Below are 24,001 nucleotides of genomic sequence, written 5' to 3'. Positions count from 1 at the left end.
ACTTTCCCCGCCGTCGGACATCGGCGGCGGCCCAGGGGAGGGGGCGGTGGAGTGCCCAAGGCTGCGCACGTGGCTGCCGTTGCCGGTGCGATCTTCGTCGGATTCGTCGCCTGGATCGTCAGCGGTGTGTCCCAGGGATCGGCGCTGTCGGCCATCGACGACCTCGTGCTGCTCGTCCTGACGGTGCCTGCGGCTGTGTTCTCGGCGATCGCCGCGCGGTCGGCGAGCGGTCGGCTGCGACTGGCCTGGATAGCGATGACGGTGGCTTTGGTGGCGTGGGGGATCGGCGAGGCGATCTGGACGTACTACGAGCTCGTCCTCGACCAGGTGCCGTACCCGTCGGTGGCCGACGCCGCATACCTGATGTTCCCGGTCGGGGCATGCGTGGCTTTGCTGCTGTTCCCCAGCGACCAGGCAGGACCGTTCCGGGGCAGGGTGTTCTTCGACGGCCTGATCGTGGCCGGGTCGCTGTTTCTGGTCAGCTGGGTGACGATCCTCGGCCCGCTCTACTCTGCCGGGGGGACCGATCCGCTCGCGTTCGCGGTTTCGCTGGCCTACCCGCTCTCCGATGTCGTCGTGCTGACACTGGCGGCGGTGGTGTTGGTGCGCTCGGGAGTCGATCACCGCCTCACGCTCACCCTGCTGACCGTTGGCCTGGCCTGTATTGCGTTGTCGGACAGCATGTTCACTTACCTTTCGGCGAAGAGCCAGTACGTCAGCGGCAACGTGATCGACATCGGCTGGGTGGCGGGCCTGCTGATCATCGCTGTCGCCGCCGCGGCGAGTCGCCAGACCACCAATGACACCTCCGACTCGCCGGAACTGCCCGGCTGGGCGTCGATTTGGCTGCCATTCGCCCCGCTGTTGTTGGCCGCGATCATCGCCGCCGCGCAACCGGTACCGCTGCTCAAATCGCAACCGGTCGAGATCGTGGCGGGGCTATTGGTGATCGCCGTTCTGGTCCGGCAGTTCCTGGCGGTCAGCGAGAATCGGCGGCTGGTCGCCGCCGTAGCACAGCAGGCGCTGCGTGATCCGCTCACCGGCCTGGCCAACCGGGCGCTGTTCAACGAGCGGCTCGACCACGCCATGGCGTTGCGCGAACGCGACGGCATCGCGGTCGGCGTCGTCGCGGTGGACCTCAACGACTTCAAGCTCGTCAACGACAGCCTCGGCCATCCGGTGGGCGACAAGTTGCTGACGGGAGTGGCTACCCGGATGCTGAATTCGGTGCGCGCCGGCGACACGGTGGCCCGGCTCGGTGGCGACGAGTTCTCGGTCGTGGTCGAGGGCAGCACCGACGCCGCCCACTTCATCGCCCACCGGGTGGTGGAGTCGTTCGAGCGACCGTTCGTCATCGACGGTCACGAACTGTTGATGCGCCCCAGCGTCGGGCTGGCGATCGCCGAACCCGACGAGCCAGGACTGTCGGCCGACGAACTGCTCCGCCGTGCCGACACGGCGATGTACTGCGCCAAGCGGGCCAGGACGCGCGGCGTGGAGACCTACCACCCGGAGATGCACGTGGTCAGCGGGGGCGAACTCGATGTTCTCGGCGGGGCGCCTTCCTCGGCCAGCAGCGGTGGGCTGGCGGCGATTCAATTGCTCGGTGATCTGCGCCAGGCCATCGCCGACTCCGAACTGATCCTGGTCTACCAGCCGAAGCTGGACCTGCGAACCAGCCGGATTGTCGGGGTGGAGGCGCTGCTGCGCTGGCCTCGGCCTGACGGCGAGGTCCTCACCCCGGAGGAGTTCCTGCCGCTGGTCCGCAGGCACGGCCTGATGGCGGCCGTGACCGAGCGGGTGCTCAACTGTGCGCTCGACGACGCGCTGGTGTGGCATACCGCGTCCTACGACGTGCCGGTGGCGGTCAACCTGTTCGCCCCGTCGCTGGCCAACCTGGGCATCACGACCAAGATCACCGACGCCCTGGCCTGTCGCGGGCTCGATCCTGCCGCGCTGACCGTCGAGATCACCGAGGACATGTTCCTGGACAACATCGACCGCACGCGAGTGGTATTGAATGAGTTGCGGCGCACCGGTATTCGCATTGCCATCGACGACTTCGGCACCGGCTACTCGGCGCTGTCCTATCTGCGCGACCTGCCGATCGACGAGGTCAAACTCGACCGGCATTTCGTCGCGCCGATCCTGACCGACCCGCGCGGGGCTGCGGTGGTGCGTGCGGCGATCGACCTTGCCCACGTGCTCGGCCTGACCACGGTCGGGGAAGGTATCGAGGACGCGGCGACCGCGGACCATCTGCGCGACTTCGGATGCGATATCGGGCAGGGCTTTTTCTTCAGCCCGCCGGTGACCTCAGAGCAGTTGGTCGAGATGCTCGGGCGTCAGGAACCAGCGTCGACGAGATCGAGTTGATCCAGTCGCGCTGATCGGTCGGGTCGGCTGTGGCAGTTCGCGCACAACAACGACCTGTCGAGCCCGGCCGCAGTCGCCGGTGCGCTGTTGATTGTCGCCTTCCTGGCTCGGCAGCTCATCGTTGTCGGCGAGAACGCCAGGCTGTTCTCGGCCGTCACCAACCAAGCCCTCCGTGACCACCTGACCGGGTTGGCCAACCGAGCGGTCTTCCACGACCGGGTGAGTCATGCGATGCAGGTGCGAAACCGCGACGGGGGCGCAGTCGCGGTGATCAGCTTCAACATCGACGACTTCAACATGGTGAACGAAACCTTCGGCTATCACATTGGCGACAAATTGCTCGTGCTTGTTGGCGAACGGATCCTGGCTGCTGTCCACTCCGGCTATACGGTGGCGCGGGTTTGCGGTGACGAATTCGCAGTACTCATCGAGGGAAGGGACGACCACTTGCAGGTGGTCGACCAGCAGGTGGCCGAGGCCCTGGACCGGCCGTTCCCCATCGACGGCCAGGAGCTGATCATCCGGGCCAGCATGGGACTGGCCATAGCAGATCCCGACGACGGTGACATCACCGCCGCCGAGTTGTTGCAACGGTCCGACATCGCACGGGCGGCGGCCACGACGTCGAGGGTCCCCGGCGTCCACCGCGTTCGCCCCCGAGATGGTGGCGGAGTTCGTCGTGGGCGATGTCCAGAAGCCGCCGCCGGCCGGTGGCGGGCAGACTTCGGCCGTCCGTCTGCTCGGGGAGCTTCGGCAGGCCATCGATCGCAATCAGCCCACCCTGCACCACCAGCCGAAACTGGACTTGCGCTCACTGGAGATCGTCAGGGTGGAGGCATTGATCCGCTGGCCGCACCCGTCGCGCGGGATGCTGGGACCCGACGAGTTCCTACCCTTGGTTCGGCGGCACGGTCTGATGGTGACGGTGACCGGCCAGGTGATCAACCGCGCCCCCGACGACGCGCTGGTGTGGCATACCGCGTCCTATGGCGTGCCGGTGGCGGTCAATCTGTTCGCTCCGTCGCTGGCCAACCTCGGCATCACGACCAAGATCACCGACGCCTTGGCCTGCCGTGGGCTCGATCCTGCCGCGCTGACCGTCGAGATCACCGAGGACATGTTCCTGGACAATATCGACAGCACGCGTGGGGTATTGAATGAGTTGCGGCGCAATGGTATTCGCATTGCGATCGACGACTTCGGCACCGGCTACTCGGCGCTGTCGTAGCTGCGCGACCTACCTCTCGATCACGTGAAGCTGGATCGCCGATTTGTGGTGCCGATTCTGTCCAATCCGCGCGCGGCCGCCGTGGTTCGCGCTGTCATCGACTTGGCACACGAGCTGGGCCTGAGTACGGTCGCCGAGGGCATCGAAGACTTCCGCACGTTGTCCCGGCTGCGCGAGTTGGCCTTCGATGTGGGTCAGGGCTATTACTTCAGCAAGCCGGTGGAGCGTGACGTTCTGCTCGCGATGTTCGCTAGCCCTCCGTGGGCACCAGCTTCAACGAGATCGAGTTGATGCAGTAGCGCTGATCGGTCGGGGTCGGATAGCCCTCGCCACTGAACACATGGCCGAGGTGGCTGTGGCAGTTCGCGCACAACACCTCCACCCGGTGCATGCCCAGGGTGTCGTCCGGGCGCAGGATCACCGCGTCGGAGTGCGACGGGTCGAAGAACGACGGCCATCCGCAGTGCGACTCGAATTTCTCGGTGCTGCGGAACAATTCGGCACCACAGGCCCGGCATTGGTAGATGCCTTCGGTCTTGGTGTCGGTGTATTCGCCGGTGAACGGACGCTCGGTGCCGGCCTGGCGCAGCACGTGGTACTCCGACGGGTTGAGCCGCTTGCGCCACTCGTCGTCGGTCAGTTCCAGCTTCGGGGCGGGAATCGAACTCATCAGTTCACGTTACCGCGCTGGCGCGGGTGCGGTCTCCGGTCGCAGCCAGCGCGGGTCGATTCCGTCGTCGAGCCGGCCCTCGGCCTTGGCGTCGGAGTACCGGAAGTACAGCACGCAGAACACCACGATCAGCATCAGTGACCAGCCGTAGGTGATCTTCATGTACTCCAGGAACCGGCCCGTCGTCGGCCAGCGCCACATCAGCCAGCGGTCCATCGTCAAGAACCCGTAGGTGGCCAGCCAGGCCGGCCAGTTGCGCAGCACGGAGTTGGGTAGCACCACCGTCATCAGGAACGGGAAGAGCATCATCGAGTAGTAGCCCTGGGCCAGCGACAGCACCAGCCACGACGCGATCAGCAGCACACCCGAGGACGTCAGCATCCAGAACAGCGGGTCGCGCCGGTGATAGTAGCGGTAGAGCAGCCACAGGCTGGCCGCCGCCAGCGCCAGGAACAGCAGCCGCAGGGCGAGGATCAGCCACGTCGGCAGGCCGTAGTAGACACCGTTGCCCAGCACCGAGGAGTTGAAGTAGTCCCGCGTGGAGAAGATGTAGGGCAGGGTGCGCCGCACGAAGTTCATCGGGTCGGCCACCAAAGGCCAGGCCGCGACGTTGAACACCAGCGGGACGACGAAGGCGGCCACCAACACCCGCCACTGCCGGTTGAGCAGCGGCAGCAGGAGCAGCACGCCGAGTAGCGGCTTGACCACCAGCGACAGCCCGATCGCCACACCCGCCAGCCACTGATGGCTGACCTTGCCGTCGAGCAGCCAGCGGAAGAACAACACTTCGGCCAGCAGGATGCAGCCGTTGATGTTGGTGAACACCAGCGTGTTGGTCACCGACTCCGTGCAGAACATGGCCAGCAGCAGCGCGGGTAGCGCCACCGAGGTCAGCGAGAAGTTGAACAGCCGTACCAGCAGGCAGGCCGCGATGATCATCGCCACGGTGTTGAAGAACACGAACCAGTTGTGCGAGGCGAACACCGGCATGTAGCCGAACGGGGCCATCAGCAGCGTGCCGCCCGGCGGGTACAGGTAGTGCGGGTCGACGTGGTCGAAATGCTCGTTGTAGATCTCCAGGCCTCGCCGGAAGTTCGACACCGCGCGGTACACAGGCCCGAAGTCATCGGTGATGTAGCCGTTGGACGACAGCACGTAGCTGCGATGGATGATCGACATGATCGCGATGGGCCACAGAGCCGACCGCAGCACCGAGGCCGTACTGGCCGGCCCGGAGCGAGGAGCAAAAGCGTTGCGCAGTTGAGAACGCACAGAATCAGCTACCGCCACGTCCGCACCGTACACCGGACTTCTGCCCGCACCGATCAGGCGGGGCAGTAGGTGTCGGTCGGTGGCAGGTTGCCGGTACTGAGGTAGCTGATCATCGGCGGCAGCGCGCAGTCCGAGTAGATGCTGGCGCCGTGGCCGATGCCCTGCCACATCACCCGCTTGCTGGCGGCGCCGGCGTTAATGATGGTGGCCGCCGAGGCGGGCACCCCTTGGCCGCCGGCGATCGGATCGTTCTGCACGCCCATTAGCAGCACGTTGACCTTGAGGTTCTTCGGATCCTTGGGTGCGGCGCCGCTGGGCCAGTTCAGGCACTTGACCAGGTCGAGCGCGCCGACGGTCCCGAACTGGGGGTAGAGCTTGCCCCAGGCGACGACGAGTTCACGCACCCGGTCTGGGGTCGGCCGGTTGAGCGCGTCGCTGCAGGAGTTGATGAATTGGCCGTCGCTGTCGCGGGTCGCCTCGGCCTGGTTGATCAGGCTGTTCAGCGGGTTGGTGTCACCGTTGCGGGCGGCGGCGAGCACATTGGCCAGGCTGACTGTGCTGCCGATGCGATCGCCGCTGGGGTAGCCCAGTGCGGTGACGATCGCGTTGGCGAGCACCGCCACCGACACCCCGCCGGGTCCTTTGCCGGCCCGCGCGGCCGACAGCAGCGAGTCGACGGCGCCCTTCGGGTCGGGACCCAGCGCGCAGTTGACCGCCACGCACTGGGCGGCGAAGGCGTCGAGGGCACCCTGCTGGCTCTTCACCTGGTCTTCGGCTTCGGCTTCGGCGCTGATGCCGGCCGGGATCGGTGAGTCGAGCACCAGCCGGGCCACCTTGTCCGGATGTGAGCCGGCGTAGGCCAGCGCGATCTGGGCGCCGTTACCCACCCCGATCAGGGCCAGCGAGGGGACGTCCCAGGTGCTGCGTAGCCGTTCGAGATCCTCCGCGGCGCGGGCGTTGTCGTAGGCGGAGTCGCCGGGGGCGATCGTGTCTGTGCAGCCGGTGGTTGCGGTCATGGTGATGGCGCCGAGGTTGGCCACCGGGTCGTCACCGGATTCGAACTGTGCCTGGTCGCGCATCTCCTGCCGGTCGAACGCGTCGCGGCAGTCAACCGGGCTGGACATGCCGATGCCGCGGCGGTCCACCGACACGACCGGATGGGTCTTGAGGACGTCGGTTCCGGACCGGGTCAGCCACACCGGCAGTTGCAGCGACGAGGGCATGTCGGTTCCGGTGGTGAACACCAGCGGTCCGGCGTCCGGCGGGGTCTGCACCGAGCGGGCGCGCACCACGCCGATGGTGATCTTGCCGTTGGCGCCGGCGATCGGGTCGAGGTCGGCGTCGTAGTTCGCGCATTCCAGGATCACGCCGGGTGCGGCGGGTGTGCCGGCATCGCCGAACACCTTCGACGTGCAGTCCTTCCACGCCAGGTCGTTCTTGGGGGCGGCGATATCAGGTGGCCCGCCGGCGGGTTTGGCGCTGGTGGGCGCGCCGGCGGGGTTGTGCGCCGAGTCGCTCGCGAACTGCGGGTTGGCGGCCAGCCACGGGGCACACCCGGTCAGCAAAGCAGTCAGCGCGGCAGTTCCGACGCCGACCGCGGCGAGCACCCGGCGATCACGCATGCCCACCACAGTAGCGACAGGCTCGGCGATAGCCGTGTCAGCTCACGCGCGTGTAGCGGCCGTAGAGGTAGCCGCCGGCGTCGGACATCAGGTGCCGCCGCTCCATCCTGGCCAACACCTGTGCCGACCCCGCGGTGATGCGTGGCCCGTCGCCGCCGACCAATACCGGCGCGGTGGTCAGGCACATTTCGTCGAGTAGCCCCGCCGCCAGGAAGGTCCCCATCAGGCTGGGGCCGCCTTCGCACAGAATCCTGCTCAGGCCGCGGTCGGCCAGCGCAGCCACGGCCGCGGCCAGGTCCACCTCGGCGGGGTCGTCGGCGGAGCAACTGAGCACCTCGGCGCTCGAGCCCAGCAGGGAACGGGCCTGCTCGGCGGCGTCTGCACAGGTCAGGACGAGCGGGGGCACCTCGGTGCGGGTCAGCACCGCGAGGTCGTGGTCCAGGCGCCCCGAGCGGGTCACCAGCGCGATCGGCGGTATCTCACCCTGGCCGCGGTGCTGGCGGTTGCGCCGCTGAGCGACGGTCATCTGCGCGCCGGAGTAGTTCTCGGTGCGGGCGGTTCCGGCGCCGACGACGATCACATCGGCAAGCTCGCGCAGCACGTTGAACAGGCGCCGGTCGCCTGCCGCGCCGAGACCGCCGGAGGTTCCGTCGGTGGTGGCGCCGCCGTCGAGGCTGATGATCGCGTTGCCGCGGACCCAGTGCGCGACACCGTCGGGGTAGGCGTAGAGCGAGTAGAGCCCGTCGTCATCCACCGGGCCGTCCGGGCCGAGCAGTGTGAAGTAGGTCCCATCCGACTCGTCGTGGCGTGGGCTTCCCATGCAAACGATTGCAACACGTCGATACAGTTCGTCCATGGACCGCCGCCCAGCCGAAGCCAATTCGGTACCGGGGCTTGACCATCTGGCCGATCGGCATCCCACGGTGTCACCGGAGCGGCTCATCGCCCAGCTGGTGCCGCCGCCGACCTTCGCCGATGTCACCTTCGACAGCTATCGGCCCGATCCGGCCGAACCCAGCCAGGCCGCCGCCGTCGACGCGTGCCGGGCTTTCTGCGAGGAGGCGCTGCGGCGCCGCGCCGGGCGCAAGAAGCTCTTCGGCCGGCGCGAGGTGATGCCCGGTGTGGGGATCTACCTCGATGGCGGGTTCGGGGTGGGCAAGACCCACCTGCTGGCGTCGGCCTACCGCACGCTGCCGGACTCCGCCGAGCATCCCAAGGCGTTCGCGACGTTCGGTGAGCTGACCCAGCTGGCCGGGGTGTTCGGGTTCGTCGAATGCATCGACCTGCTCGCCGACTATGTGGTGGTCTGCATCGACGAGTTCGAGCTCGACGATCCCGGTAACACCACGCTGATCTCGCGGATGCTGTCCCAGCTCGTCGAGCGGGGCGTGTCGATCGCAGCCACCTCCAACACGCTTCCCGAGCAACTCGGCGAAGGCAGATTCGCCGCCCAGGACTTCCTGCGTGAAATCAACACGCTGGCAAGCATTTTCACCACGGTACGCATAGAGGGTCCGGATTACCGGCACCGGGGGCTGCCACCGGCGCCCGAGCCGCTCTCCGACGAGGAGGTGACCGCCGGGGCGGCGGCCACCGCGGGTGCCACCCTCGACGACTTCGACTCGCTGTGCGCGCACCTGGCGACCATGCATCCGTCGCGCTACCTCACCCTGATCGAAGGTGTGTCAGCGGTTTTCGTCACCGGCGTGCACCCGCTGGACGATCAGAACGTCGCGCTGCGGCTGGTCGCGCTCACCGACCGGCTCTACGACGCCGGGATTCCGGTGGTGGCCTCCGGCGCCAAGCTTGACACGCTGTTCTCCGAGGAGATGCTCGCCGGGGGATACCGAAAGAAGTACCTGCGGGCCACCTCGCGGCTGCTGGCGCTCAGCCGCCCCGGCGGCCTCTGACGCCGAATCAGTCGGCCGGCGGCGCCGGCCGCACGGTGGTCAGCTTGTCCAGGCCGCTGATCTGCAGCACCCTGGTCAGCAGCGGATTGGCGACGATGCTGAGTGATTCGGCGTGGGGGACAAGCACATTGATCGCCGCGCTGTCCAGATAGTGCACTGCGCTCAGGTCGAGGGTGAGCGTGTCGACAGCTTCGGCGAATCCGGCCTGGAGGGCCTCGGCGAAGGAGGCGACGTTGCTGGCGTCGATCTCGCCGGCCGCGCGTACGACGACCTGATCGTCGGCACCGCGCTCGGTGTGAACGGTCAGCGGCGTGCTCATCGACGGATCCTCGTCGACAGGCGGACTGTGGTGCCCGTGCTGTCGGGAAGGATATCCACGTCCTCCATCAATGCGCGCATGATCTGGATGCCCCGGCCGCGATGCGAGTTGGCCACGGTCTGTTTCGGCTTCCACGATCCGCTGTCGGTGATGGTCAGGCGCAACTCATCCACCTCCGAGGTCGCGACCAGGGTGATGGTGCCGCCGTCGGTGTGCCGGTAGCCGTGCTCGATCGCGTTCGTGACGGCTTCTCCGGCGGCGACGAGGACGTCCTGGGCCTGATCGTGATCGATGCCTGCCGCGGACAGCCAGTCGCGTAGTGCCGCGCGGGCGGGGGCTAGATGGACCGCGTCGGCGGGGATCGTCACCTGCAGCGGTGCGGGATGGCGGTAGAGCAGTAGGGCGACGTCGTCCTGGTAGCCGCCCGGTGGTGCCAGTTGCGACATCACCTGGTCGGCGAGCGAGCCGAGGTCCAGTGCGCTGTCGTCGCGGATGACTTCTGCAGCCCTGGTGATTCCGTCATCGAGGGAGCGTCGCCGCCGTTCGACCAGGCCGTCGGTGTAGAGCAGCAGCGTGGCCTGGGCCGGCACCGTCACCTGCGCCTGCGGGCGGTTCGTTTGCGGCTTGATGCCCAGCGATATCGAGTGCCCACCCTCGAGAAGAGTGGTGTTGCCGTCGATGTCGACCATGATCGGTGGCGGATGCCCTGCGCTGGAGTAGATCAGCTCCCCGGTCTCGGGGTCGAGGACGGCGCAGAAGGCGGTGGTGCACTGTGCGCCGGGCAGCCGAGCCGCGAAGCGGTCTAGTCCTGCCAACGTCGCTGCGGGGCTCGCCTGTTCGAGCAGCAGGGCCCGGCAGGCGCTGCGCAACTGGCCCATCACAGTGGCGGCGGTCAGGTCATGGCCGACGCAGTCGCCCACCACCAGGGCGATGCGCCCGTCCTCCAGGTCGACGACGTCATACCAGTCGCCGCCGACCTGCAGAGGGTGTGACGCCGGCTGGTAGCGGACGGCGAAGCCTGCGGGCAGCCGGGCCGGGCCGAGAATCGAATGTTGAAGTGCCAGAGCGGTTTCGCGTTGCTGGTCGACCTGGTGAACGCGTTGTAAACCCTGTCCGAGCCGGCCGGCGAGCACGCTGAGCAGGGTTTGGTCCTCGGCGGTGAACGGCCGCTGCTCGGGCAGGTCGATCCACACGACGAGGATGCCCTGCGGGTGTTGCAGGGCGATCCCCACCGAACCGGCGGTTGTCGTATCGGCGGTGAGCAGGTCCCCGCTGCCCGCCAGGGCCCTGATGCGGGCGCGGGCGGGCTCGGCAATCTCGGACCACTTCACGTCGCGGGGTGTGCAGGTCAGCTCCGGGGTGTGCGGCAGCGCGGTGGGGGTGCTGCCCGGGGTGGGGAAGACTGCGGCGAGCACCCGCTGCGCCGACCATTGGGTACACATCTGATACAGCGCGTCCCGCAGCGCATCCTCGACCGTATCAGCTTGTGCCAGTTGCTGATTGAGTGCCGACAGTGCGGTCTGGCGTTGCACGGCGTAGTGCTCGGCGGTGACATCGCGGAACGTTCCGACCATGACGCTGCGGCCGGTGTCGGGGTCCTCGGCGTGGGCGATGTTGGCGGTGATCCAGAGCCGGTGCCCGTCACGGTGGGTGACCGGCACAGTGTAGGTGCCGTCGGGGTCGTCGGGCATCCCTGCGAATGCGTGCACGATCTCCCGGTTGGCTTCGCGCTCGGTGCCGGCGTCCGGCCACCACGGGTGCGTCGGCGGGTAGGGCAGACCCTCGGGGCCGTAGCCGAGGATGTCGGTGAAGGCGGCGTTGATCTCGATGACCGCGCCACGTTCGTCCATGACGAAGAACGCCTCTTGAAGTGAGTCCACCAACGCGCTTCGCCACCGGCTGTGGTGGCTACGCATCCGTGCGAGTTCGATGTTGGCACGCACTCGCGCGAGTAGTTCGGCCGCCGCGAACGGCTTGACCAGGTAGTCGTCGGCGCCGGCTTGGAGTCCCTCGATGGAGGCTTCCTGACCGGCGCGCGCCGAGAGCAGCAGCACTGGTACTGCCACGGTGCGTGGTTCCGAGCGCAATGCGCTCACCAGTGACAACCCGTCGAGTCTGGGCATCATCACATCGCTGACGACGAGGTCAGGCAGCTCCGTCCGGATCCGGTCGAGTGCTTCGCGGCCGTCGTTGACCGCGTCGACCTCGTAGCCGGCGTTGCGCAGTAGCCGGACCAGGTACTCGCGCATGTCGGAGTTGTCGTCGGCGACCAGCACCCGGGCCGGTGGCCCGGCCAGTCCGGACGGATTTGTCAGGGCGGCCAGCTGGCTGTCGGTGGCATCGGCGGTGGTCCGGCCTTCGGCGGGCAGCCAGCGCAGCGCCTCCTGCAGATACGGTTCGGCGACACCGGAGGGCGTCCAGCCCGATCCGGCGGGGGCCACGGTATCTGCAGGCAGGTGGGCGGCGCCGTGTGGCAGCCGGATGGTGAATGTCGTTCCCGCTCCGGGCGCGCTGTCGGCGGCGATGGTGCCGCCGTGCAGTCCGACGAGTTCCCGGACCAGGGCCAGGCCGATTCCGCTGCCTTCGGTCGACCGGGCCCGCGCGGTCTCGATGCGGTGGAAGCGTTCGAACAGCCTGGGCATTTCCTCGGCGGCCACGCCGATGCCGGTGTCGGCCACGCTGACCACCGCGTCGGATTCCTCAGTCCAGACCCGCACCGTGATCGAGCCGTCGAAGGTGAACTTCAATGCGTTGGACAGCAGGTTGAGGACCACCTTCTCCCACATGTCGCGGTCCAGATAGATGGGTTCGTCCAGCGGGGCGCAGTCCACGACCAGCTGCAGTCCGGCCCGCTCGATCGCCGAGCGGAAAACGCTGGCCAGTTCCGCGGTGACCTCGGCCAGGTCGACCGGCTCGTAGCGGGCCTGCACGCGGCCGGCCTCGATGCGGGAGAAGTCCAGCAGCGTGTTGACCAGCTTGGCCAGTCGCAATCCGTTGCGGTGGACGACGTCGAGTTCCGCACGGGCGTGCGCGTCGATACCGGAGGTGCGGGCACGCAGTTCGGCGACGGGCCCCAGGATGAGGGTGATCGGGGTGCGGAACTCGTGGCTGATGTTGGAGAAGAACGCCGTCTTGGCGCAGTCGAGTTCGGCGAGTTCCTCGGCGCGGCGCTGCTGGGCGCGGTAGCTGCGGGCGCTGCTGATCCCCGTCGCGATATGACCGGCGACCAGGTTGATGAACCCGCGGTACTCGTCGTCGAGTGGGCGGTAGCGGTTCAGCCCGGCCACCAGGAACCCGCACGGCGCGCCGCCCTGGACCGGCAGGGGTGTGACCAGCGCACCCTGCGGTGCAGCGTTCCACTCGCCGAGTGGCAGATCGACGAACGGCGCATCGGTGAGCCCGACGAGCACCGACTCGCCGCGGGCCGGGGCGTCCAGTGGCCACACCGAGGGTCCTGCCGCCGCCAGCCAGGGCGGTGCGGCCGGGTGTCCGGCGGCGATCTGGCTCAGCCCGGCCAGCCGCGCGCTGCCGTCGTCGTCGAACAGGTAGGTCAGGGTGAAGGGCAGATCCCGTGGGTTGCGGGCGAGTTGACGGGCGGCGAAGGACAGCATCTCCTCTTCGGTGCGCACCACCGACGGATCGGAGCCCAGGTCTCGCAGCGTCGCCATCCGCCGTTCGCCGATCACCCGGTCGGTGTCTTCGCTGACCACGCAGAGCATTCCGACGACTTGTGCGCGGTCGTCGCGCAAGGGGCTGTAGGAGAAGGTGTGGTAGGTCTCCTCGGGGTAGCCGGAGCGTTCCAGAAAGAGCAGCAGACCTTCGTCCCAGGTCGCCTCGGCGGTGGCCAGGACGCGGTCGATCCTGGGGCCGATGTCGTCCCAGATCTCGGCCCAGACCTCGCGGGCGGGCCGGCCCAGTGCCCACGGGTATTTCCGGCCGAGGGTGTCGCGACGGTAGGCGGAGTTGCAAAAAAACGTCAGCTCGGGTCCCCATGCCATCCACATCGGAAACCGTGAGGACAGCAGGATGCTCACCGCGGTTCGCAGACTCTGCGGCCAGTCGCCAGGAGGCCCCAACGGTGTGCTCGACCAGTCCACCGCGGCCAGATGGCCGCCCACGTCCGGGTCGGCACCGAATACGGAGTCTCCCACGAGCGTCCTTTCGCCATGCCCTTGCCGGTGTCCTGGCGCCAGCGCCCTCGGACTTGCGCGGAGCGGCCCTGTGACCAACCTTACGTGGCGCCGGGCTCACATCTGCCTGGTCTGGGGCTAGATATGGCGAACCATCACGAAGTCATGTTCGGTGTGGGTGCCGAGCGCAAACGTCTTCGTTCCGGCGATGGTGAACCCGTGTTTGGTGTAGAAGCGCTGGGCCCGCAGGTTGTTCTGGTTGACCCCGAGCCACAGGCAGTGCGCGCCCGACTTGGCGGCTCGGTCGGCGGCATCGTTCATCAGCGCCGCGGCAGTGCTACCGCCGTGGTGTTCGGGTGCGACGTAGATCTTCGACAGTTCCGTCGCCGGCCGCGCGGTCACCGCACGGGCGACATCGGGGTTGTCGCCGACCCCGCGAATGAGCATGGCGTAGCCGATGATTCGGTGTGCCTGCCGCGCGGCGAGGACGATCCGCGACGGGTCGGCCAGGTAGTCGCCGAATCGTTGTGGGGACAGCTGCGCTGCGATGAAGGCGGCGACCTCGCGTGGCGGCGAGGACGGAGGACAGGCCAGTGGGAACGTCGCGGCGGCCACCGTCGCCAGTTCGTCGGCGTCGGCATCGGTCGCGACAGTGATCGAGACGGTCACGGAATCCATTGTGCGGTGCGGTTGGGCGCGGTTACGGCGACGGCGTGGTGGTGTTGGCGGCGAGCGTGTTGCCGGTGCGGCGGCCGGCCCGGCGATAGGCTCTGCCTGGCGATAAAGCCGCAGATGGGGGGCATCCGATGGGTACGACGAGGGCTGTGCGGCGGTCACTGGCCGCGGTGTCCATCGGACTCGGCGTCGGTGCCGGCGTGATCCGGATGGCACCGGCCACATCGCTGGCCGAGCACTGCCCGGCCGGTCAGGCCGCCGTTGACGCGGACCGCTGGCAGTGTGTGCACGAGTGCCCGGCGGGCATGATCTACGACGGCGATAGTGATGTCTGCGTGGCCGCGCCGGGCGTCCCGCCCCCAGCGCTCTCACCCCAGATCCCGCAGGCTCCGCAGATCCCGCAATTGTGAGCCCGCGGGTGTGTTCGGGCCGGCAGCGCGATCCCCAGGATTTCGACTAGCCCGTCGCGGTGGGCTTGCCGATTCCGCCACCGGCGGAGGCCGACCTTCATAAACTCGCGCACATGGCAGGCCTGCGCAAATCCGACGAGCGGCCCGACATCAGCAAGATCGACAACCGGGCACCGTCGGTGCCCCGGATGTTTCTTGACCGTGTCGCGGCCACGCCCACCGCGGAAGCATTCCGCTATCCCGACAATGACGGCTGGACCGGCGTCACCTGGCAGCAGGTGGGCGATCGCGTCGAGTTGATCGCCGCGGGGTTGATATCGCTGGGTATCAACGCCGAGGATCGGGTGGCGCTGGCCTCGGGGACCCGCTACGAGTGGGTGGCCATCGACTTCGGCATTCTGTCGGCCGGTGCGGCCACCACGACGGTGTATCCGACGACCAATGCCGAGGATGTGGCGTTCATCGTCGCCAATTCCGGCAGCCGGGTCGTCGTCGCCGAGAACCAGACCCAGGTGGACAAGCTCATCGCGCATCGCGCGGAGCTTCCCGCCGTGGAGAAGGTGGTGATCATCGACGGCCCGGGCGACGGCGAGTGGGTCATCACGCTCGAGGAACTCGAACAGCTCGGCAAGCAGTTGCTGGCTGACACACCCAACGCGGTGACCGAGCGGATCGACGCGATCCGCCCCGACCAGCTCGCCACCCTGATCTACACCTCCGGCACCACCGGTAAGCCCAAGGGTGTTCGGCTCAACCACGAGGCGTGGACCTACACCGCCTCGGCACTGGACTCCCTGGGCGTGCTCAGCGACAAGGACCTGAATTACCTGTGGCTGCCGCTGGCCCACTCGTTCGGCAAGGTGATGCTGGCGCTTCCGCTGGTGATCGGCTTCCCGACCGTGATCGATGGGCGGGTCGACAAGATCGTCGAGAACCTGGCCATCATCCGGCCGACGTTCATGGGTGCCGTCCCGCGCATCTTCGAGAAGGTGCATGGCCGGATCACCGAGATGATGGCCGAGGAGGGCGGGGTCAAGAAGCGCCTGTTCGACTGGGCTGTGGAGGTGGGGCTGCAGGTGTCGCGGGCCAAGCAGGCCGGCCACCGCGTCGGCCCGGTGCTGGCGCTGCAGCACAAGCTCGCAGACCGGTTGGTGTTCAACACCATTCGCGAGCGGTTCGGCGGGCGGTTGCGGTTCTTCATCTCCGGGTCGGCGGCTCTGGACCGCGACGTCGCACAGTGGTTCGACGCCGTCGGCGCCATCGTTCTGGAGGGCTACGGACTGACCGAGACCTCCGCGGCCTCGTCGTTGAACCGTCCGCAGGCTTACCGGTTCGGCACGGTGGGGTGGACGTTCCCCTACACCGAGGTCAAGATCGCCGAGGACGGGGAGGTCCTGCTCAAGGGTCCCGGTGTGATGAGCGGGTACCACGACCTGCCCGAGGCCACGGCCGAGGCCATCGAGCCCGACGGCTGGTTCCACACCGGTGACATCGGTGAACTCGACGCCGAGGGGTTCCTGCGGATCACCGACCGCAAGAAGGACATGTTCAAGACGTCGCAGGGCAAATACGTCGCGCCCTCGGCGATTTCGGCGATGTTCAAGGGGCTGTGCCCGTTCGCCAGCGAGATCATTATCTACGGCGAGAGCAAGCCCTACTGTGTCGCGCTGGTCAGCCTCGACGGCGAGGCGATCAGGGAGTGGGCCGACCGAAACGGTTTGGAGGGCAAGTCATTCTCCGAGATCGCCCGCGACGAGAAGACCAAGGAGATGATCGGCGAGTACGTCGACACGCTCAACAAGCACCTCAACCGGTGGGAGCAGGTCAAGCGTTTCACCATCATCGACCGCGAGCTGACCGTCGAGGCGGGCGATTTGACGCCGAGCCTCAAGCTCAAGCGCAAGGCGGTGGTGGAGAACTTCCACGACAACCTGGACTCGCTCTACGCCTGAGGCGGTGGCGCGGCTGATCGTGCCGCTGCCCGGCGGAGGTGGGCCGGGTACCACGACGTGAACGCGGCCGCGCCGATCAGTGTCGTGTAACTGGCGGTGTGACAAGCCCATTCGGGCAGCACGTGTTTCATCAGCGCCCACGCCAAGGCGGTGTTGACGGTGAACACCGACGCCCACACCGCGGTCAGCAACACGTTGACGCGGATGAACAGCGGGTCGTGCCATTTCGCGGGGTCGGTGTGGGCGCGGGCGTATTCGAGGGTGAAGGGTTTGCCGATCGCCAGCGTGAACCAGGATCCGAGCGCGAGGGCGCCGTTGGCCATCACACCGAGGTGCCGGATGGTCCACATGTTGTGGAAGACCAGTACGGCCAGGGTCGCGATGCTGAAGAAGGCCAGCCCGACCCACATGATGACCCCGCGATGCAGTTTGAGCGCCGCCATCACCACCGACAGGACCAGCGCGGTGACAAGTCCGATCTCGACGCGCGCCATGGTGTCCCTGGCGATCACCAGAAAGGCGATCCACGGCGCGAACGACAGCAGCAGTTTGACGAACGACACGGTGCCCCCTCAGACCTCGTCAGGTCTGGAATCGTAGCGCCATTCTATTGACGCTGCCGTAAACACGGCTGGACGTAACCTTGACGTGGGTTTTCGCGATGGTGGGGGAGTGGAGATGGTGAAACGCGCCGCGGTGCCGGCAGTCCTTGCCGGGCTGCTGCTGACCGCGGGGATCGCCCAGGCCGACACCGCCTTCCCGCAGGCGGGTGCGGGATGCCCGGCGGACCAGGTCGACGCCATGACCCAGCTGCCCGACGGCAGTGACTTCCTGGCCTGCCGCGCCGGCCCCGATGGCTCTCACGCTTGGACTGCGGTGGTGGGCCCGTTCGACCCGAACGACACCTGGGTGAGTTATGGACCGGCGATCACTCTGCACGGTCAGGGTTTTCGCAACCCGAACCTCACCTCCGGGCGTTGGACCGCAACTCCGCTGGACCCCGCAAGCTCCTGCAGCGCAGAGCAGGTCACCGTAGTGAGCGCCGGAGTCCTTGCCCCACCGCAACTCTCGAGCGGTGAGCCGGGCGCCCCGCTGTCGGTGGACCTGCTCCCGAAACTGTTCACGGTGCGCCTGGCCGGAGACTGCCTGTGGGCCAAGGATTCCGGATTAGGGTTCGGGTTCGGCTGGTAGGCGGTCACTGCGGCGGCGAGTAGCCTCGGGCGCAAGTTTCGCCTGACTGTCCGGGACGTGTTCGTCGTCCGCAAGCGAGGCCTGATTGCGACCGGCCGAGTCGAGCCCGCCCAGCTGGTTCTTGTTGACGGTATCGAGCAGTTCCGAAGATCCCTCGACGAAATGGGTCCCGACGACAACGTCGGACTGCTGTTCGGGAGCCTCGACGGATGCGAACTGGACCGAGGTGAGGTGCTCGTTGCGGGTGGATTCCAGGTCGCCGTGTAACGAAACTGACGCACAAATATTTGCTATACCTGCAACAGCGGGAAATTTCTGGATGCGCGCCACCTTAATGGGCCAGCTGAGACGCGTCAGTGAACTGTCGGATGCTGTCACTTCTCACTCAGAAGAGCGCTCTGAAATGCTGTTACGCTCGTGCGAGGTAAGGCTGCTCTCAGCTTGCCATCCGCCGATGGTGTGGTCTTCGCCACAACTTTGGGCAAACCTCTAGAAATTTGCTGGCATAAGTGCACTAATGAAGGGGCCCTAATTGCTCCCCCTCAGCAAGGCACCGACATGAACCTCTTGACCGCCGAAACCGCCGCCGTGGCCGATGCGCCCACCGCGCACGGCATCCACACGGTGTTCGTCATCCCGGAACCGTCCCTGACGGCGCCAGCCGAGACTGATCAGGACGCGGCACTCGCCGAACCCTGCGATGTCGTCGACGAACGCGCCGACGTGTCACCGAACCCCAGCTTCCACCTCAGCACCCAGATGATCCTGGCGGTCATCCTCACCACCGTCATCCTGACAGCTGTGGCCGTCACTGCTGTGGCATCCTTTGCGCCGCAAGGCTTTTCCGCGGGAACCTAAGCTCTCTGCCTATCCGCTATCTGGTCGAGAATTCGCCTGCGCAGTTCTTCGCGAGGCAATCTGACCACCACCTCTGCCTCGTGGCGATACCTGTCAAAGACAAAACCCTGTCGCAGTCCCGGATGGAACGTGGCGTTCTTGTTGACCGGCGTGGTGCATACGCCGTGGTGGTAACCCAGCAGCGTCCAGGTGGCATCCCGGTGAAACGCCAGATGCATGCAGACGGTCGTTTCGCCTGGTTCAGCGTTGGCGGCCACCGCGAACACCCATGCCCTGTGCAGCTTGAGGGCGCCAACGCTGGCCGTGGGCAGGCGGCGTTTGGCGCATTCGACGGCGACCTCTGGGGCCAGCTCGTCTAGCGCCTGGCGGGTGAGGACCCACTTGCGCTGGCGTTCGGCGTCTTGTGCCGCCTCGCGAGCGCGGATCTGGTCAGCCTTTTCGGCCATGTCCATGAACCGACGATAAACCTGGTCCGACGTGTCACCCGGGCGAACTGCGGCAAAAGACCAACTGCCGGAAATGCCTTGTCGGTACCGCCTTCTCGGCTGACTCCTCTGATGAAGATGTCCAGTACCTGCTCTGCATACTCTGGGCGCATCGGACTGTCGGTGAACAGGACGTCGTAGTTCAACGCGGTGCTCAACAGCCGCATGGCTTCCAAAGGATCGACTCCGCTGCGCAGTTCGCCGCGCGCGGCGGCGCGGCGCAGGATGGTGGCGATCTTGTCGAAGCGGATTTCCCAGAAGTCGGCGCGGACCTCGGTGGGGTCCCAATCCTTGCTGGGCGGAATCAGTGAGTACAGCACCGCTCGCGCGCTCGGATTCGCCGATGCCGCCGACAGCGAGTGTGCGTAGGCCACGAGGTCGGTGCGAAGCGAACCGGTGTCCGGGATCGGGACGGACTGCTGTGCACCGCGCAGGGGCGCATCTATCAATAGCACTCGCCGGTCGCCCCAGATCTGCCTAATGGCTTCGGCCTCGACACCGGCACGCGCCGCGACACCTTCGATGGTGAAGTTGTCGATGCCCCGTGAGGCGAGTTCGTCGCTCGCCGCGACGATGACGCGCTGGCACAGCGGTGTCGGTCCGGACTCCCAGTCCACGTTGATCCCCCCGGCGCTCGAAGCTGTGGCGTGCAGCAGATGGTCTCCAGGGGCGAGCGCGCATAGCGCAAGGGGATGGCTACGGTGTCCCGCCCCTGGAGACCGGCTTGCGGCGGTGGGCGGGCGCGCGCTCTTGGGGCGCACCGGCGCACGACCGGCTGATGGCTGTTATCTCAACCTCGTCGCGAGAATTTACGCCACCGGGGGGTCGGTTGGGGCGGGTTCGACGACAAAATTGACGACGCGGTAAGGCATTTGCGCTAACCGCTGCTTTCGAGGGCGGTTCGTCGCAGAACTTCGTAGAAGTAGGGCAGCGATTCGGCGGGAACGATCGCCCGCAGCAGCACCCGCCAGGCTTGGGTCAGCCGGGTCACCTGGTCGTCGCCGATCGCCGCGGACAGGAATTGGCAGCCGATCACCGAGACCCAGATGGTCTCGCCGACGTCGTCGGGCTTGAGGTCGGGGCGCAGGTCGCCTGCAGCGAGCGCGTTCTTCACTTCCTCGACGAAGGCGACCGTGGTCTGGGCGAAGATCTGCTGCCCGGCAGCGCTGACCTGGCCGAGGGCCTGGGAGAGTTCGTTGCCGACGCGCACCGAGTCGTCGGAGTGCATCAGCTGGGCCACCGCGAAGGTGCCGCGCACGATGCCCTCCAGGCCGGGCTGAGCCGGCGGGTCGATGCTCTGGCGAAACGCTGTGCGGATCTTGTCGTGGAATTGGCCGATGACGGCGGCGGCTACCGCGTCCTTGGAATCGAAGTGATAGTAGAACGCGCCCTTGGTCACCGCGGCCAGCTGCTGAATTTCAGCCAAACTTGTTTCGCCATAACCTTTTTTGCTGAACAGGTTGATCGCGGCGTCGACGATCGCCTGACGGGTCGCGGCGGCTCTGGCCTGTGCCATCTCTATCCCCCCTGGCGACCCGGACCTCTGGCCTCGGCGTGATTGCGCTCGCGGTCCAGGTCGGCCATCCCGTGTTCTGAGTACTGCTGACCCATCCGCCTGGCCACCTCGTGGAAGTACTCCAACGACTGGGCCGGCACGATGCCGCGCAGCAGTACCTGCCAGATGCTGGTGAGACGAGCGAACATGTCGTCGCCGATGCTGTCGGAAAGGACGCGGTTGCCCAACGACGCCGACCAGATGGTTCGGGCCAGCCCGTCGACATCGATGTCCGCGGCGACATCGCCCTGGGCGACCGCTCGACGGATGCCGTCGGTCATCACCGTGAAGATGGTCTTGCGGCGTTTCTCGTAGACCTGGGCAGCGACGGAGCTCATTTGGGACAACGACTGCCGCAGTTGGTTGGCGACGCGGGCCAGGTTGTCCTGTCGGTGCATCTGGGCCACGACGAACGTCGAGCGGATGATGTTGTCGAGGGCGGGGGCATCGGATGCGCCGACGACTCGGATCATGGCGGCGCGGAAATCCTCTTCGTACTGCTCGATGATCGCCAACGCCACCGATTCCTTGCTGGGGAAGTGGTAGTAGAAGGCGCCTTTGGTGACTTCAGCCCGGCTGATGATGTCGGCCAGCCCAGTCTCGCCGTATCGGGTGCCGTCGAACAGTTCGACGGCGGCGTCGATAATCCGCTTGCGCGTTACCTCGGCTCTGGCCTGTACTGCCATGGAGCTCCCCGTCTACGGCGGCATGGCAGCCACCAGCGAAGACGAGTCTACTTTTCGACAGGGGATTTGACGCCGAGATTGGGTCCGAGTCGTTGGAACTCGCAAACTCCCGCGACGCCATCAAATGAGGAAAACCCGGCCGAAACCGGGCTCCATCAGGTCGATGTGGTGCGCGATACTGGGATTGAACCAGTGACCTCTTCCGTGTCAGGGAAGCGCTCTCCCGCTGAGCTAATCGCGCGGGTCTATCGGTTGATCCTTGTTGGAGGTGGAGACGGGAATCGAACCCGTGTGCACGGCTTTGCAGGCCGTTGCCTCACCACTCGGCCACTCCACCGTTGGGGTTTGATGCCAGTTGCACCTTCGAGCGGATGACGGGATTCGAACCCGCGACCCTCACCTTGGCAAGGTGATGCGCTACCAACTGCGCTACATCCGCGCGCTCCGAATGAGATCGTCATCCGGTGCGAAGCACGACAATAGTCGACGCAACCGAAGCCACACAAATCCCTATGGTCACCTGTGGTGACAAGCGCATTCCGAGCCGATGGTCGCGTCGTGATAATGTTCTGCCTCGGCGTCGTCGCCCGCTTCGGCGGTGCAACTGCCACTCGGTCTCGTAGCTCAGCGGGAGAGCGTCCGCCTCACACGCGGAAGGTCGCTGGTTCGATCCCAGCCGGGACCACCACCTTTATGGCCAAGCCATTCATCGAGACTCGCCCTTGAGGCGGCGCCCCCGAATCCCGACGATCTCGGCATGACCGGCGCACCTGTGACCCTCAGCCCCGTCGAGCGGCTGCTGGCCATCGAAGAGATCAACGCCGTCTTCGCCGGCCGGCTGCACTGCCTGGACGCCAAGGACTGGGAGCACTACGGCGACTTCCACACCGAGGACGTCGTCAGCGACACCTGGCGCGACGCCCGCCGAGCCGGTGACACCCCCGCCCCGGTCGTCGTCGGCCGGGAGGCACTCAGCACCGCCATCAGGGCCACGTTGGACGGCCCGGTGCCCATCACGTCGGTCCATCACGGCCACACCCCGCTGATCGAGCTCACCACCGACACGACCGCCCGCGGTGTCTGGGCGATGGAGGACCGGCTGTGGTGGACCCACGGCGAGACCGAGGAACATCTGCACGGCTGGGGCCACTACCACGAGACCTATCGCAAGGTCGACGGGCGATGGCTGATCAGTTCACGCACCCTGACCCGCATCCGTGTCGACGTCACCCCGGGATTCCTCGACCGACCCAACCGATAGAGCGCGCCTCGAAATCGCTTGCCTGCTAGTTGGTTTCGCGGCTCGTCGCGATGTCGAGCATCGGCTGTGGCGCCCGCAGCCGGTTCACCCGGATACGCCCACCGCGATCCGGGATGAGGATGACGTGCTTGACCCGTTGGCGCTCACCGGGATCAGTGGTGGTCGCCAACTCCGCACGCAGCAGAACCTCGCGCAGCACCACCCGCATCTCTGCCATCGCGAAGGTGGCGCCGAGGCAGCGGCGGGCACCGCCGCCGAACGGCAACCACGTCGTCGGGCTCAGCGTCGCGCCCACCATGCGGTCCGGGTCGAAGCGGTCCGGGTCGGGGTAGATCGTCTCGTCGGAGTGCACCAGGCCCACGCCCGGGGCCACCATCACACCCGCGGGCAACCGGTAGCCGGCGACCTCCACCGGCCGGGTCAGGATGCGCCCCACGTCGAACACCACGGGCCGGTTGCGCAAGGTCTCCTTGGCGATCGCGTCGAGGTACTCGTCACCCTCGGGGTCGCCGGCGGCACTGGCCTGGGCGGCTGCAACCGCCTTGGCGAGCACCGCCGGGTGGCGGGTCAGTCGCTCCAACGCCCAGGACAGCCCGGTCGCCGTCGTGTCGTGTCCGGCCACGAGCAGGGTCATCAGCTGATCGCGCAATTCGGCATCGGTCATGGTGCGGCTGTCCTGGTCGGCGGCCCGCACCAGCATTGCCAGCGCGTCCGGGCGCGAGGCCAGGTCCGGGTCGGCGCGGCGTTCGGCGATCTCGGCGTACAGCAGCCGGTCGGCGTCCTCGATCCGCTGGCGCACTCCCCGCCACGGCAACCGGCTCTGCAGTTTGGGTGAGGCAATGGCCACCAACTGGGTCGAGGAGAGGTTGAGCAGGCGCGGCATCACCGTTCGCAGGGCCGCCAGCCGGGCCGGGTCGGTCGCCCCGATCACCGTCCGCAGGATGACTTCGAGGGTGATCGCAGACATTCGTGGTGCCACCGCGAACGGTGTGCCCACCGGCCAGCGGTCGATATCGGCGGCGGCGACCTCGGTCATGATCGCGGTTTGGCGCGCCACCGCGTCGCGGGTGAACGGCTCGAGCATCAACCTGCGGCGGTCCCGGTGTACGTCCTCGTCGATCACCAGCACCGAGGCCGGACCCAGTAGCCCCTTCAGGACGGAATTCGCTTCGCCGGCATGGAAAGTCGTGGTGTCCCCGGCAAACACCTTCTTGATCTCGGCCGGGTCGGTCAGGTAGACGATGCTGCCCAGTCCGGCAACGCGCACCGTGAACTCGGTGCCGTAGCGGCGGCGGCAGGCGGCGACGAACCGCGGCCAGTACCGCCACATCAGAACGGCCTGGACGACCGGTGGCAGGGGAGGCCCGGGCGGCAACGTTGCCGGTGCGGCGTCGCTCATGT

The 24,001-nt window shown here is 67.0% G+C and carries 21 protein-coding genes, 4 tRNA genes and 2 pseudogenes; 10 read left to right on the top strand and 17 right to left on the bottom strand.

Translation table 11 applies throughout. The features are described from left to right. The first annotated feature begins 69 nt into the window (after positions 1–69). The 3 genes and pseudogenes from HBE64_RS14090 (at position 70) to HBE64_RS24740 (ending at position 3,895) form a co-directional block, all read left to right on the top strand. On the top strand, positions 70–2,376 hold the full coding sequence (locus tag HBE64_RS14090; protein WP_243841323.1) for a bifunctional diguanylate cyclase/phosphodiesterase: 2,307 nt from the start codon (positions 70–72) through the stop codon (positions 2,374–2,376). Positions 2,377–2,595: 219 nt separating this feature from the next. Then, a pseudogene (locus HBE64_RS25005) lies at positions 2,596–2,931 on the top strand (diguanylate cyclase domain-containing protein); the annotation flags it as partial. A 106-nt stretch (positions 2,932–3,037) separates the two neighbouring features. Further along, positions 3,038–3,895, top strand: a pseudogene (locus HBE64_RS24740) (EAL domain-containing protein). On the opposite strand, the gene msrB reads toward HBE64_RS24740, so the two are convergent. The 4 genes from msrB to HBE64_RS14055 are packed head-to-tail and all read right to left on the bottom strand — an operon-like array spanning position 3,855 to position 7,988. Then, on the bottom strand, positions 3,855–4,265 hold the full coding sequence (gene msrB / locus HBE64_RS14070; RefSeq protein WP_167109187.1) for a peptide-methionine (R)-S-oxide reductase MsrB: 411 nt from the start codon (positions 4,263–4,265) through the stop codon (positions 3,855–3,857). The pseudogene HBE64_RS24740 and the gene msrB sit on opposite strands and share 41 nt — an antisense overlap. An 18-nt stretch (positions 4,266–4,283) precedes the next feature. After that, entirely contained in the window at positions 4,284–5,579 is a 1,296-nt protein-coding gene (aftC, locus tag HBE64_RS14065) for an arabinofuranan 3-O-arabinosyltransferase (protein ID WP_167103130.1), read from the bottom strand. Positions 5,580–5,599: 20 nt separating this feature from the next. After that, positions 5,600–7,168, bottom strand: a complete 1,569-nt coding sequence (locus HBE64_RS14060; RefSeq protein WP_167103126.1) for an alpha/beta fold hydrolase — start codon at positions 7,166–7,168, stop codon at positions 5,600–5,602. Between the two features lie 37 nt (positions 7,169–7,205). After that, on the bottom strand, positions 7,206–7,988 hold the full coding sequence (locus HBE64_RS14055) for a pyrimidine reductase family protein (RefSeq protein ID WP_167103123.1): 783 nt from the start codon (positions 7,986–7,988) through the stop codon (positions 7,206–7,208). On the opposite strand from HBE64_RS14055, the gene zapE reads away from it, so the two are divergent. Then, positions 7,987–9,078 carry a cell division protein ZapE gene (gene zapE / locus HBE64_RS14050; RefSeq protein WP_167103120.1) on the top strand — a complete coding sequence of 364 codons (1,092 nt, stop codon included), beginning with the start codon at positions 7,987–7,989 and terminating at the stop codon, positions 9,076–9,078. The two genes, HBE64_RS14055 and zapE, sit on opposite strands and share 2 nt — an antisense overlap. A gap of 7 nt (positions 9,079–9,085) precedes the next feature. Here the strand turns inward: zapE and HBE64_RS14045 are convergent, their stop codons facing one another. The 3 genes from HBE64_RS14045 to HBE64_RS14035 form a co-directional block, all read right to left on the bottom strand. Next, entirely contained in the window at positions 9,086–9,397 is a 312-nt protein-coding gene (locus HBE64_RS14045) for an STAS domain-containing protein (protein ID WP_167103117.1), read from the bottom strand. Further along, positions 9,394–13,548 (bottom strand): SpoIIE family protein phosphatase, encoded by a 4,155-nt coding sequence (locus HBE64_RS14040; RefSeq protein ID WP_243841321.1) that lies wholly within the window; start codon positions 13,546–13,548, stop codon positions 9,394–9,396. The genes HBE64_RS14045 and HBE64_RS14040 overlap by 4 nt, the downstream gene beginning before the upstream one ends. A gap of 117 nt (positions 13,549–13,665) precedes the next feature. After that, on the bottom strand, positions 13,666–14,205 hold the full coding sequence (locus HBE64_RS14035; protein WP_167103114.1) for a GNAT family N-acetyltransferase: 540 nt from the start codon (positions 14,203–14,205) through the stop codon (positions 13,666–13,668). Between the two features lie 128 nt (positions 14,206–14,333). Between HBE64_RS14035 and HBE64_RS14030 the strand changes: the two genes are divergently transcribed. Together HBE64_RS14030 and HBE64_RS14025 are read left to right on the top strand one after the other, a co-directional pair. After that, a complete protein-coding gene (locus tag HBE64_RS14030; RefSeq protein WP_167103112.1) occupies positions 14,334–14,612 on the top strand; it encodes a hypothetical protein in 279 nt (92 codons plus the stop codon). 113 nt (positions 14,613–14,725) lie between these two features. Continuing rightward, positions 14,726–16,564 (top strand): long-chain fatty acid--CoA ligase, encoded by a 1,839-nt coding sequence (locus HBE64_RS14025; protein ID WP_167103109.1) that lies wholly within the window; start codon positions 14,726–14,728, stop codon positions 16,562–16,564. Here the strand turns inward: HBE64_RS14025 and HBE64_RS14020 are convergent. Then, on the bottom strand, positions 16,555–17,127 hold the full coding sequence (locus HBE64_RS14020; protein ID WP_167103107.1) for a hypothetical protein: 573 nt from the start codon (positions 17,125–17,127) through the stop codon (positions 16,555–16,557). The genes HBE64_RS14025 and HBE64_RS14020 overlap by 10 nt on opposite strands. A 115-nt stretch (positions 17,128–17,242) precedes the next feature. On the opposite strand from HBE64_RS14020, the gene HBE64_RS14015 reads away from it, so the two are divergent. Beyond that, on the top strand, positions 17,243–17,755 hold the full coding sequence (locus tag HBE64_RS14015) for a hypothetical protein (protein WP_167103104.1): 513 nt from the start codon (positions 17,243–17,245) through the stop codon (positions 17,753–17,755). Here the strand turns inward: HBE64_RS14015 and HBE64_RS14010 are convergent. Then, the gene (locus HBE64_RS14010) at positions 17,732–18,133 is read right to left on the bottom strand and encodes a hypothetical protein (protein WP_167103101.1); all 402 of its coding nucleotides are present in this window, start codon (positions 18,131–18,133) and stop codon (positions 17,732–17,734) included. The two genes, HBE64_RS14015 and HBE64_RS14010, sit on opposite strands and share 24 nt — an antisense overlap. Before the next feature lie 180 nt (positions 18,134–18,313). On the opposite strand from HBE64_RS14010, the gene HBE64_RS14005 reads away from it, so the two are divergent. Then, positions 18,314–18,613: a hypothetical protein gene (locus HBE64_RS14005; protein ID WP_167103098.1), complete on the top strand. Its 300-nt coding sequence runs from the start codon at positions 18,314–18,316 to the stop codon at positions 18,611–18,613. Here HBE64_RS14005 and HBE64_RS14000 read toward each other — a convergent pair. From HBE64_RS14000 to HBE64_RS13970, 7 genes are all read right to left on the bottom strand, one after another. Beyond that, positions 18,610–19,065 carry a hypothetical protein gene (locus tag HBE64_RS14000; protein WP_167103095.1) on the bottom strand — a complete coding sequence of 152 codons (456 nt, stop codon included), beginning with the start codon at positions 19,063–19,065 and terminating at the stop codon, positions 18,610–18,612. The two genes, HBE64_RS14005 and HBE64_RS14000, sit on opposite strands and share 4 nt — an antisense overlap. Then, complete coding sequence (locus HBE64_RS13995) at positions 18,969–19,859, bottom strand: TetR-like C-terminal domain-containing protein (RefSeq protein WP_167103093.1); 891 nt, start codon at positions 19,857–19,859, stop codon at positions 18,969–18,971. Before HBE64_RS13995 ends, HBE64_RS14000 begins: the two co-directional genes overlap by 97 nt. Positions 19,860–19,975: 116 nt before the next feature. Next, positions 19,976–20,614: a TetR/AcrR family transcriptional regulator gene (locus HBE64_RS13990; RefSeq protein WP_167103090.1), complete on the bottom strand. Its 639-nt coding sequence runs from the start codon at positions 20,612–20,614 to the stop codon at positions 19,976–19,978. Positions 20,615–20,616: 2 nt separating this feature from the next. Next, on the bottom strand, positions 20,617–21,339 hold the full coding sequence (locus tag HBE64_RS13985) for a TetR/AcrR family transcriptional regulator (protein WP_167103087.1): 723 nt from the start codon (positions 21,337–21,339) through the stop codon (positions 20,617–20,619). A gap of 166 nt (positions 21,340–21,505) precedes the next feature. Beyond that, positions 21,506–21,580 (bottom strand) — tRNA-Val (locus HBE64_RS13980). Positions 21,581–21,602: 22 nt separating this feature from the next. Next, positions 21,603–21,676: transfer RNA gene (locus HBE64_RS13975), tRNA-Cys, on the bottom strand. 29 nt (positions 21,677–21,705) lie between these two features. Beyond that, a tRNA-Gly gene (locus HBE64_RS13970) sits at positions 21,706–21,778 on the bottom strand. A 174-nt stretch (positions 21,779–21,952) separates the two neighbouring features. Between HBE64_RS13970 and HBE64_RS13965 the strand changes: the two genes are divergently transcribed. After that, positions 21,953–22,027: transfer RNA gene (locus HBE64_RS13965), tRNA-Val, on the top strand. A 69-nt stretch (positions 22,028–22,096) separates the two neighbouring features. Beyond that, positions 22,097–22,600 (top strand): nuclear transport factor 2 family protein, encoded by a 504-nt coding sequence (locus HBE64_RS13960; protein WP_167103084.1) that lies wholly within the window; start codon positions 22,097–22,099, stop codon positions 22,598–22,600. Positions 22,601–22,625: 25 nt separating this feature from the next. Here the strand turns inward: HBE64_RS13960 and HBE64_RS13955 are convergent, their stop codons facing one another. After that, a complete protein-coding gene (locus HBE64_RS13955) occupies positions 22,626–23,999 on the bottom strand; it encodes a cytochrome P450 (protein ID WP_167103081.1) in 1,374 nt (457 codons plus the stop codon). Between the last annotated feature and the right edge of the window lie 2 nt (positions 24,000–24,001).

Source organism: Mycobacterium sp. DL592 (genome assembly GCF_011694515.1).
Taxonomy (GTDB): domain Bacteria; phylum Actinomycetota; class Actinomycetes; order Mycobacteriales; family Mycobacteriaceae; genus Mycobacterium.
This window is presented reverse-complemented; position numbering and strand designations above follow the sequence as displayed.

Excerpts from the sequence above, each read along its gene's own strand:
- HBE64_RS14060 (WP_167103126.1), bottom strand. The coding sequence starts at position 7,168 with ATGCGTGATCGCCGGGTGCTCGCCGCGGTCGGCGTCGGAACTGCCGCG.
- zapE (WP_167103120.1), top strand. The coding sequence starts at position 7,987 with ATGCAAACGATTGCAACACGTCGATACAGTTCGTCCATGGACCGCCGC.
- HBE64_RS14055 (WP_167103123.1), bottom strand. The coding sequence starts at position 7,988 with ATGGGAAGCCCACGCCACGACGAGTCGGATGGGACCTACTTCACACTG.
- HBE64_RS14045 (WP_167103117.1), bottom strand. The coding sequence starts at position 9,397 with ATGAGCACGCCGCTGACCGTTCACACCGAGCGCGGTGCCGACGATCAG.
- HBE64_RS14035 (WP_167103114.1), bottom strand. The coding sequence starts at position 14,205 with ATGGATTCCGTGACCGTCTCGATCACTGTCGCGACCGATGCCGACGCC.
- HBE64_RS14030 (WP_167103112.1), top strand. The coding sequence starts at position 14,334 with ATGGGTACGACGAGGGCTGTGCGGCGGTCACTGGCCGCGGTGTCCATC.
- HBE64_RS14025 (WP_167103109.1), top strand. The coding sequence starts at position 14,726 with ATGGCAGGCCTGCGCAAATCCGACGAGCGGCCCGACATCAGCAAGATC.
- HBE64_RS14015 (WP_167103104.1), top strand. The coding sequence starts at position 17,243 with ATGGTGAAACGCGCCGCGGTGCCGGCAGTCCTTGCCGGGCTGCTGCTG.
- HBE64_RS14005 (WP_167103098.1), top strand. The coding sequence starts at position 18,314 with ATGAACCTCTTGACCGCCGAAACCGCCGCCGTGGCCGATGCGCCCACC.
- HBE64_RS14000 (WP_167103095.1), bottom strand. The coding sequence starts at position 19,065 with ATGGACATGGCCGAAAAGGCTGACCAGATCCGCGCTCGCGAGGCGGCA.
- HBE64_RS13990 (WP_167103090.1), bottom strand. The coding sequence starts at position 20,614 with ATGGCACAGGCCAGAGCCGCCGCGACCCGTCAGGCGATCGTCGACGCC.
- HBE64_RS13985 (WP_167103087.1), bottom strand. The coding sequence starts at position 21,339 with ATGGCAGTACAGGCCAGAGCCGAGGTAACGCGCAAGCGGATTATCGAC.
- HBE64_RS13960 (WP_167103084.1), top strand. The coding sequence starts at position 22,097 with ATGACCGGCGCACCTGTGACCCTCAGCCCCGTCGAGCGGCTGCTGGCC.
- HBE64_RS13955 (WP_167103081.1), bottom strand. The coding sequence starts at position 23,999 with ATGAGCGACGCCGCACCGGCAACGTTGCCGCCCGGGCCTCCCCTGCCA.